The organism is Ciceribacter azotifigens (genome assembly GCF_048159625.1).
GTDB classification, from domain to species: domain Bacteria; phylum Pseudomonadota; class Alphaproteobacteria; order Rhizobiales; family Rhizobiaceae; genus Allorhizobium; species Allorhizobium azotifigens.
On the sequence record NZ_JBLQTA010000004.1, the window covers coordinates 33,253 to 50,876 of the forward strand.

Genomic DNA, 17,624 nt, shown 5'->3' on the forward strand with positions numbered 1-17,624 from the left:
GCGTATTGCAAGAGGTGCCCCACCGAGAGGTCTGCGCACGTTCTTGGCATCAATCTCGGGTACCACCTCAGCCTTCCCGATCGCGTCAGGGCATCGCAAGGCTTCTTTGGGCACCACGATTCCCGCACACTCCCGTCATCCTCGGGCTTGACCCGAGGATCCAAAGACGCTCGTTGCGTCCCTTACCTTCGCACTCACGCCTGACTGCAACGCCTCCCCCACCGATCTCCCCTTTGGGGGTGAGAAGCGACCGGCAGCCGGGCAACCGATCCAGTGGATCGATCGCAGCGACGAGCGCCCGGCGGGGCAGAGGGGGTGTCCCCGCGACGAGCACCCACCTCCCCCTTGAGGGGGGAGGTCGCGCAGAACGCGCGGGTGGGGGTGACGACATCACGGATCACCCCACCCCGGACCTGCGGTCCTCCGGGTTGAGCCGCGTGTCTCAACCCGTTCTTCGAACCCCGCCTCAAGGGGAGGGTGAACCCCGCCGCGTCTATCTCCCCACCTCTCCCCCTGCGGGAGAGGAAGAAGAATCGAGGGCTTGAGGTCCGCGCAAGCCGCCTAAACCTCAGATTTTTCAGGTGAGGGGCTCGGTTGTCGTGGCACGATCCGGACTGAGCCCTCTCTTGCGAAATCTGAGGTTTAGCCATTTTGACGGTACTTTGCGCGATCGGCTCCCCTGCGGCAATCCGTCACCACCGTTAAGCGAATTTTATTACACGCGCCTCATGCTTGCATCGAAGACGTTGTCCCGGACAAGACACCAAGAAACGGACGGGCGGGGGGAAGAGTGGATACGAGCATCGGTTCCCGTAAGGAACAGCATCAGGCCGAGTTGGTCCGTTTCCAGGCCGAGCTGATGATGTCCAGCCACACCTCGACACTGCTCTTCAACGGCTTCGTCACCCTTTCGACGGCCGGCATCGCGATCATCAATCACGGACTTTCGCTCGGCGTCAGCGTCTGGGCGGCCATCGTGCTGCTGACGCTCGCCTTCCGCTATATCGCGGCCGCAGGCTGCATCCGCAGCGGCATGATGGCGCGCCGGCCCGGGGATGCTCTCACGCTGCTGTCGTTCGGCGCCTTCGTTTCCGGTCTCGCCTGGAGCGCCCTGCCTTTTTCCGTCGATGGCTTCGAAGGCTCCGGCCGCGACGCCGCCCTCTTCCTCATCATGGTCGGCACGGTCTCCGGCGCGATCATCAAGGGCATCGGCTACAGCCAGCTCGCCGTGGCCTTCGCGACGCCGCTCATGCTCTCGATGCTCGTCTCGCTTGTGCTTTCCGGCAACTCCGCCTCGCTCGTGCTGGCGGTCGATGTCGTTGCCCTGATGACGGTCCTCTACCGCCACAGCATGTCCGCCGAGCAGGTGTTCGCCAGCAACGAGCTCGCCAAGCTGCAGGCGACCGATCTCGCCCATTCTCTTTCCGACGCCCACGGCGACATCCTGCGCAAGAACGGACGCCTGGAAGTGCTCGCCAATTGCGACCCGATCACCGGGCTTGCGAACCGTACCCATTTCAACAGCCGCCTCGGCGGCGACGTCGCCCGCGCGGTCGCCGTCGACGAGCCGGTCGCCCTGCTACTTCTCGATCTCGACCGTTTCAAGTCGATCAACGATTCCTTCGGCCATAGCGCCGGCGACGCCGTGCTGACGGAAGTCGGCCGACGCCTGCGCCGCGTCATCGGCGAGGACGGTCTCGTCGCCCGCCTCGGCGGCGATGAATTCGGCATCATCCTCACCGGCGGCGATGCCCGCCGGCGCGCACTTTCGTATGCCAAGCAGTTGCAGGATGCCAGCCGGGAGCCGGTGCCGGTCGGCGGAACCTCCGCCGTGATCGGCCTCAGCGCCGGCCTCGCCTGCTTCCCGGCGCAGGCGTCGAGCGCGGAGGAACTCATGGCCTTCGCCGACATGGCGCTCTACGAGGCCAAGGATCGCGGCCGCCGCCGCATCCGCGAATTCGATCCGGCGCTGAAGGCCCGCATCGAGCGGCAGCACGCGGTCGAACAGGACCTCGCCGAGGCGATCCGCGACGGCTCGGTCGAGGCGTGGTTCCAGCCGCAGGTGCGGCTCGACACCGGCGCGGTGACCGGCTTCGAGGCTCTGCTGCGCTGGACCCATCCGCGTCTCGGCCCGATCTCGCCGCCGGAGGTCGTCCAGGCCGCCCATTCGCAGCATCTTGCCGAAGCCCTGACCGGGCACGTCGCCACCGCCGTTTGCGACCTGCTGAGCCGCCTGCCGTCGCTCGGCCTGCCGGAGGCGACCGTCGCCCTCAACATCTCCCCGCGGGAATTCTCGCTCTACTGCGTCGCCGACATGCTCGCCCAGGTCGCCGGGCCCCGCGGCATCAATCCCGCCCTGCTCGAGATCGAGATCACCGAAGAGGCGACGCTCGATACCGAAGGCGCCGGCGAGCAGCTGAAGCGGCTGGAGAACGCCGGCTACAAGCTCGCCGTCGATGATTTCGGCATGGGCCATTCCTCCCTCGCCTACCTGATCGACCTCAAGGTCGACCGGCTGAAGATCGACCGCAGCTTCGTCAAGGGCGTCGCCGGCTCGCGCACCAACCAGAGCCTCATCGCCGCCCTCGTCGGCCTCGGCCATGCGTTGGCGCTCGACATCGTCGTCGAGGGTGTGGAGACCGCCGAGGATGCCGAGGTGCTGGCGCTGCTCGGATGCCGCGTCGCCCAGGGCTACCATTTCGCCCGTCCGATGCCGCCCGCCGCCCTCTTCGGCTGGCTCGGCGCGGACCGCCCCGCCGCGACGGAGGACAACCGCGCGGTCGCCTGACACGTTCGCCAGCGAACGGCGATCTCCGTCCTGACAGTTCCTGTCAGCAGCCTGCACCGTGTTTCCTTTTTGTACTCGTTTTTTCGCCGCCGCCCCTTTCCATCCGCCGGCCGTTTCTCCATATTCGGCGCATGGCCAAGACACCGAAGAATCCCGCCGCCCGCCCGGGCGAAGCCCGGCAAGGGCAAGTGCCCGTCGCGGACGATTCCGCGCCCCGCATGGAGGCCCGCCCGACGGGCGATGCGGCCGTGAATGCAGGGAATGGATTTGAAGAGGCGCCGCAGGCTGCGTTCGAGGGCGCGCCGCTCGCCGGTTCCGTCGCCGACTGGGTGAAGCAGCTCGAGGCGGAGGCGGAAGCCTCCACGGTCGAGAGCCAGCGCGACATCGCCTCGAAGGCCGGCAAGCATCGCAAGAAGGTCGAGAACGAGGCACGCAAGCACACCGAACAGGTGGAAGCTGCAGCCAGAGCGAAGCGCAGCGGCCAGACGGCCGCCGCCGTGAGCACGAAAGCGACCGCCTCCAAAACCTCCCGCGGCGTGTCGATCGGCGCCTCGTCCGACCCGAAGACCCGTGCCGCCGCCGGCCTCAATCCGGTCGCCGGGCTCGACGTCTCGCTGGAGGAGGCGGGCGCGCTCGCCAAGGGCGGCGTCACCGCCACCGTCGACGCGCTGTCGAAACTCATCGAGAGCGGCAATCCGCTGTTCAAGAACGGCGAGATCTGGGTGCCGCACCGCCCCGCCCGGCCGGAGAAGTCGGAGGGCGGCATCGCCATCCGCATGCAGTCCGACTACCAGCCGGCCGGCGACCAGCCGACCGCCATCAAGGACCTCGTCGAGGGGCTGAATTCCGGCGACCGCACCCAGGTCCTGCTCGGCGTCACCGGCTCCGGCAAGACCTTCACCATGGCCAAGGTGATCGAGGCGACCCAGCGCCCGGCGGTCATCCTCGCGCCCAACAAGACGCTCGCCGCCCAGCTCTATTCGGAGTTCAAGAACTTCTTCCCCGACAACGCGGTCGAGTATTTCGTCTCCTATTACGACTACTACCAGCCGGAGGCCTACGTCCCGCGCTCCGACACCTATATTGAGAAGGAATCGTCGATCAACGAGCAGATCGACCGGATGCGCCACGCCGCCACCCGCGCCATCCTCGAACGCGACGACTGCATCATCGTCGCCTCCGTCTCCTGCATCTACGGTATCGGTTCGGTCGAGACCTATACGGCGATGACCTTCCAGATGAATGTCGGCGACCGCCTCGACCAGCGCCAGCTTCTGGCCGACCTCGTCGCCCAGCAGTACAAGCGCCAGGACATCAACTTCACCCGCGGCTCCTTCCGCGTCCGCGGCGATACCATCGAGATCTTCCCCGCCCACCTCGAGGATGCCGCCTGGCGCATCACCATGTGGGGCGACGAGATCGAGGCGATCACCGAGTTCGACCCGCTGACCGGCCAGAAGACCGGCGACATGCAGACGGTGAAGATCTACGCCAACTCGCACTATGTCACGCCGCGGCCGACGCTGAACGCCGCCATCAAGGCGATCAAGGACGAGCTGAAGGGCCGGCTCGCCGAGCTCGAGGCCGCCGGCCGCCTGCTCGAAGCCCAGCGGCTGGAACAGCGCACCCGCTACGACGTCGAGATGCTGGAGGCCACCGGCTCCTGCGCCGGCATCGAGAACTATTCGCGGTATCTCACCGGCCGCAAGCCCGGCGAGCCGCCGCCGACCCTCTTCGAATACATCCCCGACGACGCGCTGATCTTCATCGACGAGTCCCACGTCACCATCCCGCAGATCGGCGGCATGTATCGCGGCGACTTCCGCCGCAAGGCGACGCTGGCCGAATACGGCTTCCGCCTGCCGTCCTGCATGGACAACCGCCCGCTCCGCTTCGAGGAATGGGACGCCATGCGCCCGCAGACGGTCGCCGTCTCCGCCACCCCCGGCGGCTGGGAGCTCGACCAGTCCGGCGGAGTCTTCGCCGAGCAGGTGATCCGCCCGACCGGCCTCATCGACCCGCCGGTCGAGGTCCGCGCGGCCAAGACCCAGGTCGACGACGTGCTCGGCGAGATCCGCGACACGGCGCTCAGGGGTTACCGCACGCTGGTCACCGTGCTCACCAAGCGCATGGCCGAGGACCTGACCGAATACCTGCACGAGCAGGGCGTGCGCGTCCGCTACATGCATTCCGACATCGACACGCTGGAGCGCATCGAGATCATCCGCGACCTGCGCCTCGGCGCCTTCGACGTACTGGTCGGCATCAACCTCTTGCGCGAGGGCCTCGACATCCCCGAATGCGGCTTCGTCGCCATCCTCGACGCCGACAAGGAAGGCTTCCTGCGCTCCGAAACCTCGCTGATCCAGACCATCGGCCGCGCCGCGCGAAACGTCGACGGCAAGGTCATCCTCTATGCCGACCAGATCACCGGCTCCATGCAGCGAGCGATGGACGAGACGTCGCGCCGCCGCGAAAAGCAGATGGCCTACAACATCGAGCACGGCATCACGCCGGAATCGGTCAAGGCCCGCATCTCGGACATCCTCGATTCCGTCTACGAGCGCGACCACGTCCGCGCCGACATTTCCGGCGTCGGCGGCAAGGGTTTCGCCGATGGCGGCCACCTCGTCGGCGCCAACCTCCAGGCCCACCTCAACGCGCTCGAAAAGCAGATGCGCGACGCCGCCGCCGACCTCGACTTCGAGACCGCCGCGCGGCTCCGCGACGAAATCAAGCGCCTCAAGGCCGTCGAACTCGCCGCCATGGACGACCCGATGGCAAGGCAGGAGGCGGCGAGTGCCGAAGGCACGAGAGGGAAGCAATCAAGTCTGGCGGCGAGTGCGGAACAGACCCCCTCTGGCCCTTCGGGCCATCTCCCCCACAAGGGGGGAGACCGGGAGGCCGCGGCAGGCGCGACGAACTCCCTCCCCCCTGTGGGGAGGGTTGGGGAGGGGTCTTCCGGTGAACCCCGCATCTCCCTCTCCTCGCGCTCGAAAACCGGCCGCCCGGAGGGCAAGGGCAGCTACTTCGCCAAACCCTCACTGGACGAGATGGGCGCCGACGGCGCCGTCCCGGCCGGCAAGTCCCTGTTCCGCAAGAACACCCTCGACGAAATGACCGTCGGCCGCACCGAAAAACCGGTGACCGGCAAGGTCCCCGAGAAGCCGCGCGCACCCTCCTCTCCCCTTGAGGGAGAGGATAGTTCGCCCCAAGAGGCGAAGCCGATTGGCGAGGCGAACTTGGTGAGGGGGTCAAATGCCTCCGACGACCCGCGCCCGATCATCCGCGCCCGCCCCGGCGCCGGCTCCTACGAGGACCCGGCGGACCAGAAAAAGAAGGGCCGCACCAAGGGCAAGACCGGCCGGCCGGGACGGTGACCGCGAGTCCCTTCTCCCCCCTTGGCGGGGGAGAATGGAATTTCAACATCTTAGCCGTAGGCTAAGTGTTAGAAATTCCAAGTGAGGGGGGCAGGACTGGAACTCGGGTCAATGAATACCCCCTCACCAACAAAATCTAACACTTAGCCTTCGGCTAAGCTGTTGATTTTGTAACCTCTCCCTCAGGGGGGAGAGGAACGGTCGACGGCGGTGCCGCGAGTCCCTTCTCCCCCGCGGGGAGAAGGTGCCCGAAGGGCGGATGAGGGGGAGTCCCTCCCTCCTGCGGCGAGATTTGGGGAGGGGTCCGACGACCCCTCCTCGGGCTCGACCCGAGGACCCATCATCCGCGCCCGCCCCGGCGCCCGCTCCTGCGAGGAACCGTGTGGAGGTCCCAAACAGGTGCCGGGTTGGTTCATATAGTCGCCAGAATGGACCTTAGAAAAATCTCCTGAACGCGTTGATTTTTGAAAGCTGTCGCAGGATAAGACGTAGATTCGGACGAAAATACTTTCGGAAGAAGCTCAGATACTACGCCACAGATTTTCGATATTTTCTCTTCGTCGTTTAAATCAAGCGAATCTCTATCGATTATTTTAAATACGCAATGCGTTATGAATTTGTCCCCGTGAGTTAGTATGAGCGCCTCTTCTCGAGCAAGCCCCTGCTTGACCTGCTTGATAACGCGATCGCACGTTTTGTATACTGTCCATACAGCAAGAAGCCTCTGACCCGACAAACCTTCGCGGAACACTTTCGTGTAAGGCGGCCCCTTTATGTTACTCCACAAACCCGAAACATATCGCTTTGCCTGTACAGATATTGAGATATCTGAATCGGCACAAGCCAGAGCAACAGCGGCATCTTTTACCTCAATCACCGGCTTATCTCCGGAAGATTCGTAACCCCTCTTGAATACATAGTCGTATCCTAAACCAGCCAATTCATTTCTTAAGAGATCCTGTCGAGGATCAAGCGAAACGAAATCTAGGGGATTCAATTCGTTTTGCGTGTTGTTAGCCCGCGTTACATTTTCATCGAAGCCGGGCCCTGCATCAGAAAGGGATATTACACGAAATTGAACCTTAACCTTGGAGAGGTCTAAACTTTCGTCAGCCGCACGCGAGAGCATTCCTGCGGTCTGGGCTCCGTTAACGATGCTCATTGATTTAGTTTTTATGGTCTTCGGATTGGTGTCGCTCGGGACCGCTACCGCTTCGGCCGCTATCGCAGTTATTCCGTTGTTGAAGTACCAAAACTTCTCCGGTTCGTGCTGGATAGTATCTAAGATACCCTCGTTAACGTCGGTACCTTGCAAGGTGAAGCGAACATTCTGCTCAAAAAGGGATGCGCCGTATTTTTTCACCCAAGATGCGACTTCCACCCCATCAACATACCCGTAATACGCCTTATAAGGTTCGGTTACAGAGCCGTATGAGTACAGTTTTACCTCAACATTATTTGCGTTATCGGAAGTGAAAAAACGCGCCATCTGATATAGTTGATCGAATTTAAAGTACCCGAAGCTAAAAATCGAATCAACAACATTCTGTGACGCACAATATTCTTCAATTATGCCGAATACATTGCTTTCCATTTCCTTTGTTGATGTGCATATAACGCACAGATGTATGCGTGTGTTTATATCATTTAAAGCCGTTGAAATGTGCTCGTACGCAAACTTGAATCTCGCGTTAGCACCTTCAATCTTTCCTTGGAGAAATTTCTCAACTCCGCTTTTAAATTTCAATATTTCTCCTTGAGAGATGGTCTTCGTCTGATTTATACGAAATTTAGACTGAACTATATATAATGTTTGAGTGAAGTTATTGAAGAAAAATCCGTCGATACCGAAATCTTCTCCATCGTCGACAACGAATATCTTTGCTTCTGAGGCTGGCATCCCGGCATACGAAATCAAGAACAACGCAGTTAATCCCAGCGACGCTTGCTTTTCCTCAGTCAGTACCGGACGTTCTAACGAGGGGACGACGTCCTTCTGTAACTTTGTAAAAAAGCGCCGGAGATTGATATTCTCTATGTACATCTGTCCCTCACCTCACGCGACAAAGCAGCCAAATCATCTACGAAGAACCATTAGAAGTCGATTTTGAGCTCAACACAACCCCACCCGCCACCACACCCCCGCCACAAAAAAGCCTCCGCAAACGCGGGGGCAAGTCGGGGGACTGGGAGAACATGCGGGCCGCGCGGGCAAGGCCTGACACCTCGGGCTGCGGGCTCGCGAACATGAGGACGCCGAACCCTCGTGCGGCGCCCTCCATCTCTTTACGGCGTAACGGAGCCGTCGTTGGCTTCACCGCCGCGTGCTCCCTCTTCTCCCCTCGGGCCGAAGGCCGGATGAGGGGGAACATCGCTCACCCTCGCCAGACAATGTGCGCCGTGCCATCCCGCCCCCTCATCGCCTCGCTGCGCTCGGCACTTCTCCCCGCTGGGGAGAAGAGGAAAAACCGCCCCACTGCGGGGTCTCAACAAAAATTCCCCAACAAAATCAATCCCCATCCCCCCATCTTCATTCACCCCCCTTCCGACCTGTCGTAGAATCACCTCGTTCCGCCATCGGATACACCGGACCATGCGAAGTCCGGCGAGGCGGGATCGGCGCCGGGGTCGACGACTGTCGCAGGTCGAAAGCCCCGGCCGCTGCAACGGTCTCCCCCCGCGGGAGGCGGAAGGCGGGAAGGTCCGGACCGGCTCGCCCTCACCGCCGTGAATGCGGGCGTGCCTCGGAGGCACACAGACAGGCGCCCGGGAGCTTGAAAAAGCCCCCTGGCGAAAAGACGGTGGGGTGGAACGAGCCGGCGCAAATGCCGCTCCTCCATCTGCCGGCGAGGGTCAGGCCGGACGGTACCATCCGGCGGGAACCTCCCGGGGTCACCGGCCAGGCGTCAGCGAAGGTCCGTCACCCGGATGCGCGCTTGACGCCGATCCGCGCCGGCCGATGTCGAGACTTCAAAGTTCCGGCAAAGGCGCCGCCTTGCCAGAGAGACGCATGCAGCGGGAAAGAACGCCGAACGGGGCGCCGCAAGGAGCCACATATTCATACTCTGACAGGCCCCTCGCGGCGCCGCGTCCGAGACTGAGGTGACCGACCCGGAGGGAGACATCCCGACCGGCGGCGGAGCATTTTCATTTTTCCCACGCACCTCCCGCCGGACGGGGGACGGCCGCGAAGCCAGCAAAGAGAGGAGACGCCATGACCGACCGCGACACCCCTGCCCCGAAAAATCCCGGCAGCGACGCCCCCGCCCCGGAGGACCGGACCGACGGGCCGTTTCCCCTGCCCGAGACGCCGATGGAGCTTCTGCTGCGCACCGCCGTCGCGATGATGGGTCTCACGAAGACCTGCCGGACCCGCCGCTGCCGCCGGCACGGCCGCTGCATGGGGACGCTCGCGCCGCTGCCATGGCCACGCTGCACCGGCCACCTCACCGAGGAGACCCGCGCCTGGGTGCCCGACGATTTCGCGGCAAAGTTCGCCCGGCTCGGCCGCGCGCCCGATCCCTGGCCGGAGCCGGAAGAAGGGCACGAGGCAGAGATCGACGAGCGCCGCCGCGCCATCTCTCTGCTTGAGACGGCCTTTGGCTGCGATCATCCTCTCTACGGCGCACGGATCCTCGCCTGGATCGCCTGCGATCCCGAGCAGCGCCGATACCGTCCGTGGCTCTTCAAGGCCCTACCGCAGGACGGAGCGGGCTGATCCCGTGGTGTGCGATTCGAGGGGGCGGAACCTATTCGGCGGCGCGCGGCGCCTCGGCCGGTTCGGCCACGCCCGCCGTTTCGAGCATTTCCGCCGGGGCGGCGGCTGCAACTTCGTCCGCCGCTTCTGTCTCCGCGATCTCCGGCTCCGGCTCTGTCGTCGGGCGCGGCGCGAGCGGCTCCAGCTCGTAGGCATAGCCCTCGATCATCGCATAGGCCTGCTCGATCGCCTCGATCTGCTTCTCGGCGCTGCGGATCGCCTCGGCGATCGATTGGCTGCGGGCGCGCAGCATCGAGCCGAGCACGTCGGCGCCGGGGCGGCGGGCGAGCCGGTCCATGTGCTGGCGCACCCGGTTGCGGTGGCGTTCGAGTTCGAGGATGTGGAAGCGGTTCTTCAGGATGTCGTCGGTGAGCTTGCGGCGCAGTGCGGCAACCGGATCGAAGCTGCCGGGCTCGCGCTCGTCGAGGATGATGTCGTTGACCAGCGTTTCGAGCACCATCAGGCCCTTGAGGTCGAGGGCGTCGGCCATCTGCGGGTCGTAGCCGGTGTCGTCGTAGACCTTGCGGCGCACCGGGTCGCGCAGGAGGTCGTAGGCGGCGGTCACCGTCTCGAAGGCGGAAGTGTCGCCGCCGCCGTCCGGATGGGCGGTCTTGGCGAGCCGGCGATAGGCCCGTTTGATGGCGGCCGCGTCGGCGTCGCGGTCCAGTCCGAGCGTCGCGTAAGGGTCGATCAAGGGCGGCACCTGTCTTCGTGGCGGGATGGTTTTCTCGTGCCCGCTTTCCTACCGCCGGATTGGGGCGGCATCAAGCACGCCGGACGATTCGCGGACGCCGCACCGGTGCCACTTTGGTGCCGGATTGCGGCAGACAGGCGGAAAAAAGTAACTACCTCCCCCGAATTCTCAAGGGATTCAGGGGCTTGCAAATGTGTTGATGCCGTTTTAGTTTTTTCTCACTTGCCTTCGGCGGCGTCCTCTGTAGGGTGCGCCGCTCGGGCTACATATCCCGGAGACTGAACCGATCGTTTTGGACCGCCTGCGTGGTTGCTTCCTTGGGGGCCTTCTCCCGCCGAAAGACGTTCATTCCCGATATCGCGCCTTCCGACGGGTCCTCACCTTCCCGGGAGGACCGAAATGCCCCGGCTCCGGCAGCGGAGACGGGAAACACCATCGAACCAGGGAAAAGGAATATCCCATGGCCACCAAGGGCACCGTAAAATTCTTCAACCAGGACAAGGGCTTCGGCTTCATCACGCCGGACGGCGGCAGCAAGGACGTGTTCGTCCACATCACCGCGCTGCACGCTTCGGGCATGCAGGGCCTGCAGGATGGCCAGCAGGTGACGTTCGACACGGAGCCCGACCGCATGGGCAAGGGCCCGAAGGCGGTCAACATCCAGCTCGCCTGATTTCTCCGGCAGCCGGTTTCCGGCAATGATTCCCGGCCTTATCGGCCGGACCGCGGCGCTCCATACGGGGCGCCGTTTTCCGTTTCGGGAGAAAGATTCGCCGTCAGCCGGCCGCCCGCTTCGGCCCCGCTTCGGTGTCGACCGCGGCAAAGGCGGCAGCGATCACCTCCGGCCCCGCGCCCGGCCGTGCCGCCTCGGCGGAGAGAATCTGCCGGTAGCGCCTGGCGCCGGCAAAGCCCTGGAACAGGCCGACCATGTGGCGGGTGACGTGGATCAGCCGCCCGCCGCCCGCGATGTGCCGGGCCGCGTGTTCCATCATCGCGTCACAGACCGCCTGCCAGTCCGGGCGCCGCTCTTCCTCGCCGTAGATCGCCGCGTCAACCTCCGTCAGCAGCGTCGCATTGTTGTAGGCGGCGCGCCCGAGCATCACCCCGTCCATCACTTGAAGATGAGCGACCGCCGCCTCGATGGTCTGGATGCCGCCGTTTATGCCAAGGAAGAGATCGGGGTTCTCCCGCTTGAGCCGGTGCACCAGTTCATAATCGAGCGGCGGGATGTCGCGGTTCTCCTTCGGCGACAATCCCTGCAGCCACGCCTTGCGGGCGTGGACCCAGATGGCATCCGCCCCCGCCGCCGCCATGCGCGCGAGAAAATCCGGCAGCACCGCCTGCGGGTCCTGATCGTCGACGCCGATCCGGCACTTCACCGTCACCGGCACCGGAGACGCCGCCTTCATCGCCGCGACGCAGCGTTCCACCGTCTCCGGCGTGCGCATCAGGCAGGCGCCGAAGGTGCCTGACTGCACCCGGTCAGACGGGCAGCCGACATTGAGGTTGATCTCGTCATAGCCGTAGTCGGCGGCGATCCTCACCGCCTCGGCGAGTTTGCCCGGGTCCGAGCCGCCGAGCTGCAGCGCGAGCGGATGTTCTTCGGGATTGTATCCGAGCAGCCGGTCGCGATCGCCGTGGATCACCGCGTCCGCCACGATCATCTCGGTATAGAGCAGCGCGCGCCGGGTGAGCTGCCGGTGGAAGACGCGGCAATGGGTATCCGTCCAGTCGATCATCGGCGCAACGGCAAAGACGGGAGCCTTGAAATATCTCGTTCTTTCCTTCTTTACAGGCTCTTGCAACGCTTTCTTTCCCGTTTCGTTCAGGCTTGTTCCGGAGCAACATCCGCCCGTGCGCCTATGTAATGCCGGCGGATCAACTATGCGAGAACAAACTTCACGGGCCGTCAAAGAGGGGTGGTCGGAACGTCGCGTTGAACGCGCCGCCGTCGAGCAGCAGGCCGCGTCGGTGGCGACCGGCAAACCTGACCGGTGACGGCTCAGGCGCCGTATTCTTCGTCGGTTACGTGCTCAAGCCAGTCCACGGCCCTGCCGCCGAGGGCCTCCTGGATGGCGATGTGCGTCATCGCCGTGGTCGGCCCTGCACCGTGCCAGTGCTTCTCTCCCGGTTCGAACCATACGACGTCGCCCGGCCGGATTTCTTCGACCGGCCCGCCGAAGCGCTGGACCCGGCCCACCCCGGAGGTCACGATGATGACCTGCCCCAGGGGATGGGTGTGCCAGGCGGTTCGTGCACCGGCCTCGAAGGTGACCGTGTTACCGGCGGCCCTCGCGGGATCCTTCGCCGCAAAGAGAGGATCGATCCTCACGGTACCGGTAAACCATTCGGACGGGCCTCTGGCGGACGGCCTGCTGCCTGCTCTGTGAATTTCCACGCTTGTCGCTCCCGGTTCGTGTGTCAGGACGCCTTCAGGGAGGTCAGGTTCTCACAGATGCCGCTTCACCGAAAGCTCGCTTTTCCACATGGCCTCGGTTCGGCAAGGACGAGAGCCTCGAATGACGGCGGCCTGGCCTATGCTTGCAGTGTCGCGGCGAGCCGGCGGCTGACGTCGGCGGCAAGCGCGCGGGCGTGCCGCCCGATCATGATGGTCTGGTGGTTGCCGGAGACGTCGACCCATTCCGCCGCCGGCAGGTGGCCCTCCCAGATGAGCCTGGGATCGCAGTCGACCGGCGAGCCGCCCTCCGTCCGGTAGAAGACCAGAGACCCTTCGTAGCGCGATGGGCGGAAGAGCCCCTTCATCCGCAGGAGCTGTCGGGCCGCGACATCATAGGCCGGCGGATAGCCGCCCTGCCATTGCGGCACGAAGGTAGGGTAGGATTCAGCTCTGGGGCTAAGGAAGCGAAAGGCGAAACGCTGCAGCGTACGCCGACACTTTGCGAGCCTGCCGCCGCGGCGCGCCGGTGACGCCTCCCCGGACGCCTCGTCGGCGACCGCGGGCGGGGTTCGGCCCCGTTCCGACAGAAGACGCCCGGCGGCGAAGGCGAGCCATGTGCGCAACGGCCAGGCATGCTCGCTCTGCGGGCTGTCGATGAGGCCCAAGAAATCCACCGCGATACCGCGGGCGGTGAGCGCGCGGGAGAGTTCGAGCGCGACGAGGCCACCGAAGGAATAGCCGACGAAACGGTAGGGCGGTGCTATGCCCGATGCGTCGAGCTCGGCGAGGGAGGCAGCGACCTCGTCGGCGATCACCGCGGGCGTTGCGGCAGGGCGGCCGAACGGCGTGAGCGCCATGCCGTAAACGGTCCCGTCGAAGGCGAGCGCGTTGACGAAATCCTTCATCTCGAGAAAGCAGCTCGCGCCCCCGGCGAAGACGATGAGCACCTCCGGCGAGGTGCCCTCGCGAATCCGGATCCGTTTCGGCACGTTCCGGCAGGAGCCGTCGGCCATGGCACGCGCGAGTTCGCGAAGCGTCGGCCACAGGTAGAAGCTGTTGACGTCGAGCTCGATGCCGCTCGCCTGCCAGACGGCGTCGATGAATTTCAGCGAGCGGTTGATGTTGAAGACGTCGACGAGCCTTGCATCGACGGAAACCTCCCGACGCTGCACGATGCGGGCGACCTCCACGAGAAGGCGTTCAAACGCAGCCGCGTCATTCCGCATCACCCGCGTGGCACGATGCCCCTCCATCTTTGCTACCTCGTCGCCGACCGTCCTACGCCCCCGTCACATGTGTTGCGGGGTAGGATCGGGGAAGGACGTTTCGCTTCCGTTAAAGCGACGCGCCCGGACGTTTCCGTACTAAAGCAGGCCGAGCTCGGCGAGTTCCCGGCGCAGGTCGTCCGGCATGTCCTCGATATCGGCGCCGGAGGCGTTGAGGTCCCTCGGCGCGGCATCCGCCTCCAGATAGCGCCAGCCCTGGAAGGGACGGCGCGGCGCTGGCGCCACCTCTATGACCTCCGGTCCGAGGATCAGCTCGCAACGGGTGATACCGTCGCCGCCGGTGAAGGTCTTTATGTCGAGAAGCCGCTGGCGCGCGGCGACCTGCCCCTTGATGATCCAGTAGAGCGAGCCGCCGTCGAGCAGTTCTTCCGCACGCTTGGGCACCATGCGGGTCACGTGGGAGCTATGCGGTTCGAGGCCCGCAGCAATGGCCGTCAGCGAGCGCTCGGCGACCCATTGCCTTAGATCCTCGAGCGACTCCGCGCCGACGCAGAGCTTGATCAGATGCAGTGTCATGGGGACGGTGATACGCCTTTAGGCGGGACGGTCAAGCCCCGCCGGACAGACGGAGCCGTCAGCACTCGACGACGTTGACCGCAAGCCCGCCGAGCGAGGTTTCCTTGTATTTCTCGCTCATGTCGTGGCCGGTCTGGCGCATGGTTTCGACGCAGGCGTCGAGCGGCACGAAATGCTCGCCCGTCCCCTTGAGCGCAAGCGAGGCCGCCGTCACCGCCTTGACCGCGCCGAGAGCATTGCGCTCGATGCACGGTACCTGCACGAGGCCCGCGACGGGGTCGCAGGTCATGCCGAGATGATGCTCCAGCGCGATTTCGGCGGCGTTCTCGATCTGCTCGGGCGAACCGCCCATGACGGCCGCGAGGCCTGCCGCCGCCATCGCCGAGGCGGACCCCACCTCGCCCTGGCAGCCGACTTCGGCACCCGAAATCGAGGCATTGTGCTTGATGATGCCGCCGATCGCAGCCGCCGTCAGCAGGTAGTCGCGGATGCCTTCCTGGTCGGCATCCGGATGGAAATGCAGGTAGTAGCGGATCGTCGCCGGCACGACGCCGGCCGCTCCGTTGGTCGGTGCGGTGACGACCCGTCCGCCGGCGGCATTCTCCTCGTTGACCGCCATCGCGTAAACCGAGAGCCAGTCATTGGCGAGCAGCGGGTTCTGACGGTTCGACCGCCACTCCTCCTCGAGCTTGTCATGGATCGCCCGCGCCCGGCGCTTGACGTTGAGCCCGCCCGGCAGACGGCCCTCCTGCTTGAGCCCGCGATCGATGCAGCCGCTCATGGCCTCCCAGATGCGGTCGAGGCCGGCGTCGAGCGCGGCGCGATCCATCACCGCCTCCTCGTTCGCCCGCTTCATCTGGGCGACGGTGAGACCGGAACGCCGCGCCATCTCGAGCATTTCCTTCGCCGTGGCGAAGGGATAGGGCACCTTCTGGGTTGCAGCCTGCTTCTTCTGCTTCTGCATGGCGGCAAGCTCTGTGTCGGTGACGACGAAGCCGCCGCCGATCGAATAGTAGACGGTGGTGAGCAGCACACGACCGTCGCGGTCAAGGGCGGTAAAGCGCATGCCGTTCGCGTGCCCAGGCAAGGGCACCTTCTTGTCGTAGACCAGATCGTCCTTCGGCACGAAGCGGTAGGCGGGATGGCCGGGCGGCGCCACCTGCCCTTCCCGCTCGACGCCGGCGATGATGTCGTCCATCCGGTCCGGATCGACGCGGTCCGGTTCCTCGCCCGTCAGGCCGATGATGACCGCACGGCCGGTGCCGTGACCGATACCGGTATAGGCGAGTGATCCGTGCAGGCTGACCTTCAGCGCGGCGACGGCCGCACCGCTCGGCCGTGGCCAGTCATCTGAGAGGATGAGGTCGAGAAAACGCTTGGCGGCCGTCATCGGACCCATCGTGTGGGAGCTCGACGGGCCGATCCCGATCTTGAATACGTCGAAAACAGAAAGAAACATGTGCGGGCGCGCCTCAGGACATCCGAAAACTTGAATCGTGAGGCTAGACTATGACCAGAAGCCGGCGCGGCGGGCAACCGACATCCGCTTTAATCGGCGCGACATCGAGAGGGCGCCACAAACGACAACAGCGCGGCCCTTTCGGACCGCGCTGCGGAATTCTCGTCAAAAACGAGCTTCAGATGGTTCCGAAAAGATAGGCCAGGAACAAAACGCCTGCAAATCCCGTCAACGCCCGCAGGGTAACGCCCCAGCAAGACTTCTGGATGCTATCTTCCATTATCACTCCGATTGTTCGCCTATGGCGAAAAGCCGTCCCCCGACCGCCTTTCCGGCACCGGTCTATTCAAATTCACGGGCTCTCGCAACTGCAAAAATGGCAAAACAGTGGCACGTTCCGTAGGGTAGCTATTCCAAAAACGCATGGATCTATGCAATTTCAAACGGTTAGATAAAATTTTGCATAGTTCTTATATGGCCGGCGCGAGCCACAATCCCTGCCAAAGTCTTACAAAGCTGTGGATACTTGTCCGGTGCCCGGCCGACGGCATAATCTCGCCGCGAGCAACCACGGGAATCGCCATGACATTCATCGACTTTTTCGCCCTCGCGCTTTTCCTGGTGCTCTGGCTCGTCTTCTCCTGGCTGACGGGCGGGGCGAAGATCCTCGATCGCCCGAGCCTGACCCAGGCGATGGCCGAGCGGCGGCGGGAATGGATTCACAATTCGCTCACCCGCGAGCTGAGAATGATAGACACGCAGATCCTCGCGGGCCTGCAGAATGGCACGGCCTTCTTCGCCTCGACGTCGATTTTCGCAATCGGCGGGTGCTTCGCGCTGCTGGGCGCGACCGAACAAGTCGACACCGTGTTCCGCGACCTTCCCTTCATCAGCTATGGCGGCCGTTCCGGTTTCGAGTTCAAGGTCATCGGACTCACCACGATCTTCGGCTACGCCTTCTTCAAGTTCGGCTGGTCCTACCGCCTCTTCAACTACTGCACGATTCTCTTCGGCACGCTGCCGATGACGGAGAACGCCAAGAAGAACCCGCAGGAGACCGAACGCATGGCGGAGCGGGTCATCCGCATGAACATCATCGCTGCAAAGCAGTTCAATGCCGGCCTTCGCGCGATTTTTCTGTCGATAGGCTACCTAGGGTGGTTCGTCAGCCCTTACGTCTTCGTGGGAACATCGCTTATCATCTTCTTCGTACTGGTACGCCGACAGTTTTTCTCCGATGCGCGTCTTGCGTTGATGACCGACACGGCGCCTTGAAAACGACCAGATTGGACGCTGTGGCATGACCCCTCCGCGCCGGTGCGCGGGGCAGAATTCTCGCATGCGAA

12 protein-coding genes are annotated in these 17,624 nt (G+C 64.0%); 5 read left to right on the top strand and 7 right to left on the bottom strand.

From position 1 onward, the window contains the following. Positions 1-790 precede the first annotated feature (790 nt). Both ACM6UT_RS07510 and uvrB read left to right on the top strand, forming a co-directional pair. The gene (locus tag ACM6UT_RS07510) at positions 791-2,788 is read left to right on the top strand and encodes a putative bifunctional diguanylate cyclase/phosphodiesterase (protein ID WP_416796731.1); all 1,998 of its coding nucleotides are present in this window, start codon (positions 791-793) and stop codon (positions 2,786-2,788) included. A 131-nt stretch (positions 2,789-2,919) separates the two neighbouring features. Then, the gene (gene uvrB / locus ACM6UT_RS07515; protein WP_416796732.1) at positions 2,920-6,168 is read left to right on the top strand and encodes an excinuclease ABC subunit UvrB; all 3,249 of its coding nucleotides are present in this window, start codon (positions 2,920-2,922) and stop codon (positions 6,166-6,168) included. A gap of 412 nt (positions 6,169-6,580) precedes the next feature. On the opposite strand, the gene ACM6UT_RS07520 is transcribed toward uvrB, so the two are convergent. Further along, positions 6,581-8,212, bottom strand: coding sequence for an AIPR family protein (locus ACM6UT_RS07520; protein ID WP_416796733.1), 1,632 nt, complete (start codon positions 8,210-8,212; stop codon positions 6,581-6,583). Positions 8,213-9,382: 1,170 nt separating this feature from the next. Here ACM6UT_RS07520 and ACM6UT_RS07525 point away from each other — a divergent pair. Continuing rightward, positions 9,383-9,886 (top strand): hypothetical protein, encoded by a 504-nt coding sequence (locus ACM6UT_RS07525; protein WP_416796734.1) that lies wholly within the window; start codon positions 9,383-9,385, stop codon positions 9,884-9,886. Between the two features lie 31 nt (positions 9,887-9,917). Here ACM6UT_RS07525 and ACM6UT_RS07530 read toward each other — a convergent pair whose 3' ends face one another. Continuing rightward, complete coding sequence (locus tag ACM6UT_RS07530) at positions 9,918-10,619, bottom strand: J domain-containing protein (protein ID WP_416796735.1); 702 nt, start codon at positions 10,617-10,619, stop codon at positions 9,918-9,920. 460 nt (positions 10,620-11,079) lie between these two features. Between ACM6UT_RS07530 and ACM6UT_RS07535 the strand changes: the two genes are divergently transcribed. Next, positions 11,080-11,292, top strand: coding sequence for a cold-shock protein (locus tag ACM6UT_RS07535; protein ID WP_114361730.1), 213 nt, complete (start codon positions 11,080-11,082; stop codon positions 11,290-11,292). Positions 11,293-11,395: 103 nt separating this feature from the next. Here ACM6UT_RS07535 and dusA read toward each other — a convergent pair whose 3' ends face one another. The 5 genes from dusA to ACM6UT_RS07560 form a co-directional block, all read right to left on the bottom strand. Then, positions 11,396-12,424: a tRNA dihydrouridine(20/20a) synthase DusA gene (gene dusA, locus ACM6UT_RS07540; protein ID WP_416796736.1), complete on the bottom strand. Its 1,029-nt coding sequence runs from the start codon at positions 12,422-12,424 to the stop codon at positions 11,396-11,398. 197 nt (positions 12,425-12,621) lie between these two features. Then, complete coding sequence (locus ACM6UT_RS07545) at positions 12,622-13,017, bottom strand: (R)-mandelonitrile lyase (protein ID WP_416796737.1); 396 nt, start codon at positions 13,015-13,017, stop codon at positions 12,622-12,624. Between the two features lie 137 nt (positions 13,018-13,154). After that, on the bottom strand, positions 13,155-14,270 hold the full coding sequence (locus ACM6UT_RS07550; RefSeq protein WP_416796738.1) for a thioesterase domain-containing protein: 1,116 nt from the start codon (positions 14,268-14,270) through the stop codon (positions 13,155-13,157). Positions 14,271-14,381: 111 nt separating this feature from the next. Next, positions 14,382-14,819 (bottom strand): DUF1489 family protein, encoded by a 438-nt coding sequence (locus tag ACM6UT_RS07555; protein ID WP_416796739.1) that lies wholly within the window; start codon positions 14,817-14,819, stop codon positions 14,382-14,384. A gap of 58 nt (positions 14,820-14,877) precedes the next feature. Then, positions 14,878-16,278, bottom strand: a complete 1,401-nt coding sequence (locus ACM6UT_RS07560; protein WP_416796740.1) for an L-serine ammonia-lyase — start codon at positions 16,276-16,278, stop codon at positions 14,878-14,880. Between the two features lie 582 nt (positions 16,279-16,860). Here ACM6UT_RS07560 and ACM6UT_RS07565 point away from each other — a divergent pair. Beyond that, a complete protein-coding gene (locus ACM6UT_RS07565) occupies positions 16,861-17,553 on the top strand; it encodes a DUF599 domain-containing protein (protein WP_416796741.1) in 693 nt (230 codons plus the stop codon). Positions 17,554-17,624 lie beyond the last annotated feature (71 nt).

Excerpts from the sequence above, each read along its gene's own strand:
- uvrB (WP_416796732.1), top strand. The coding sequence starts at position 2,920 with ATGGCCAAGACACCGAAGAATCCCGCCGCCCGCCCGGGCGAAGCCCGG.
- ACM6UT_RS07520 (WP_416796733.1), bottom strand. The coding sequence starts at position 8,212 with ATGTACATAGAGAATATCAATCTCCGGCGCTTTTTTACAAAGTTACAG.
- ACM6UT_RS07525 (WP_416796734.1), top strand. The coding sequence starts at position 9,383 with ATGACCGACCGCGACACCCCTGCCCCGAAAAATCCCGGCAGCGACGCC.
- ACM6UT_RS07535 (WP_114361730.1), top strand. The coding sequence starts at position 11,080 with ATGGCCACCAAGGGCACCGTAAAATTCTTCAACCAGGACAAGGGCTTC.
- ACM6UT_RS07550 (WP_416796738.1), bottom strand. The coding sequence starts at position 14,270 with ATGGAGGGGCATCGTGCCACGCGGGTGATGCGGAATGACGCGGCTGCG.
- ACM6UT_RS07555 (WP_416796739.1), bottom strand. The coding sequence starts at position 14,819 with ATGACACTGCATCTGATCAAGCTCTGCGTCGGCGCGGAGTCGCTCGAG.
- ACM6UT_RS07560 (WP_416796740.1), bottom strand. The coding sequence starts at position 16,278 with ATGTTTCTTTCTGTTTTCGACGTATTCAAGATCGGGATCGGCCCGTCG.
- ACM6UT_RS07565 (WP_416796741.1), top strand. The coding sequence starts at position 16,861 with ATGACATTCATCGACTTTTTCGCCCTCGCGCTTTTCCTGGTGCTCTGG.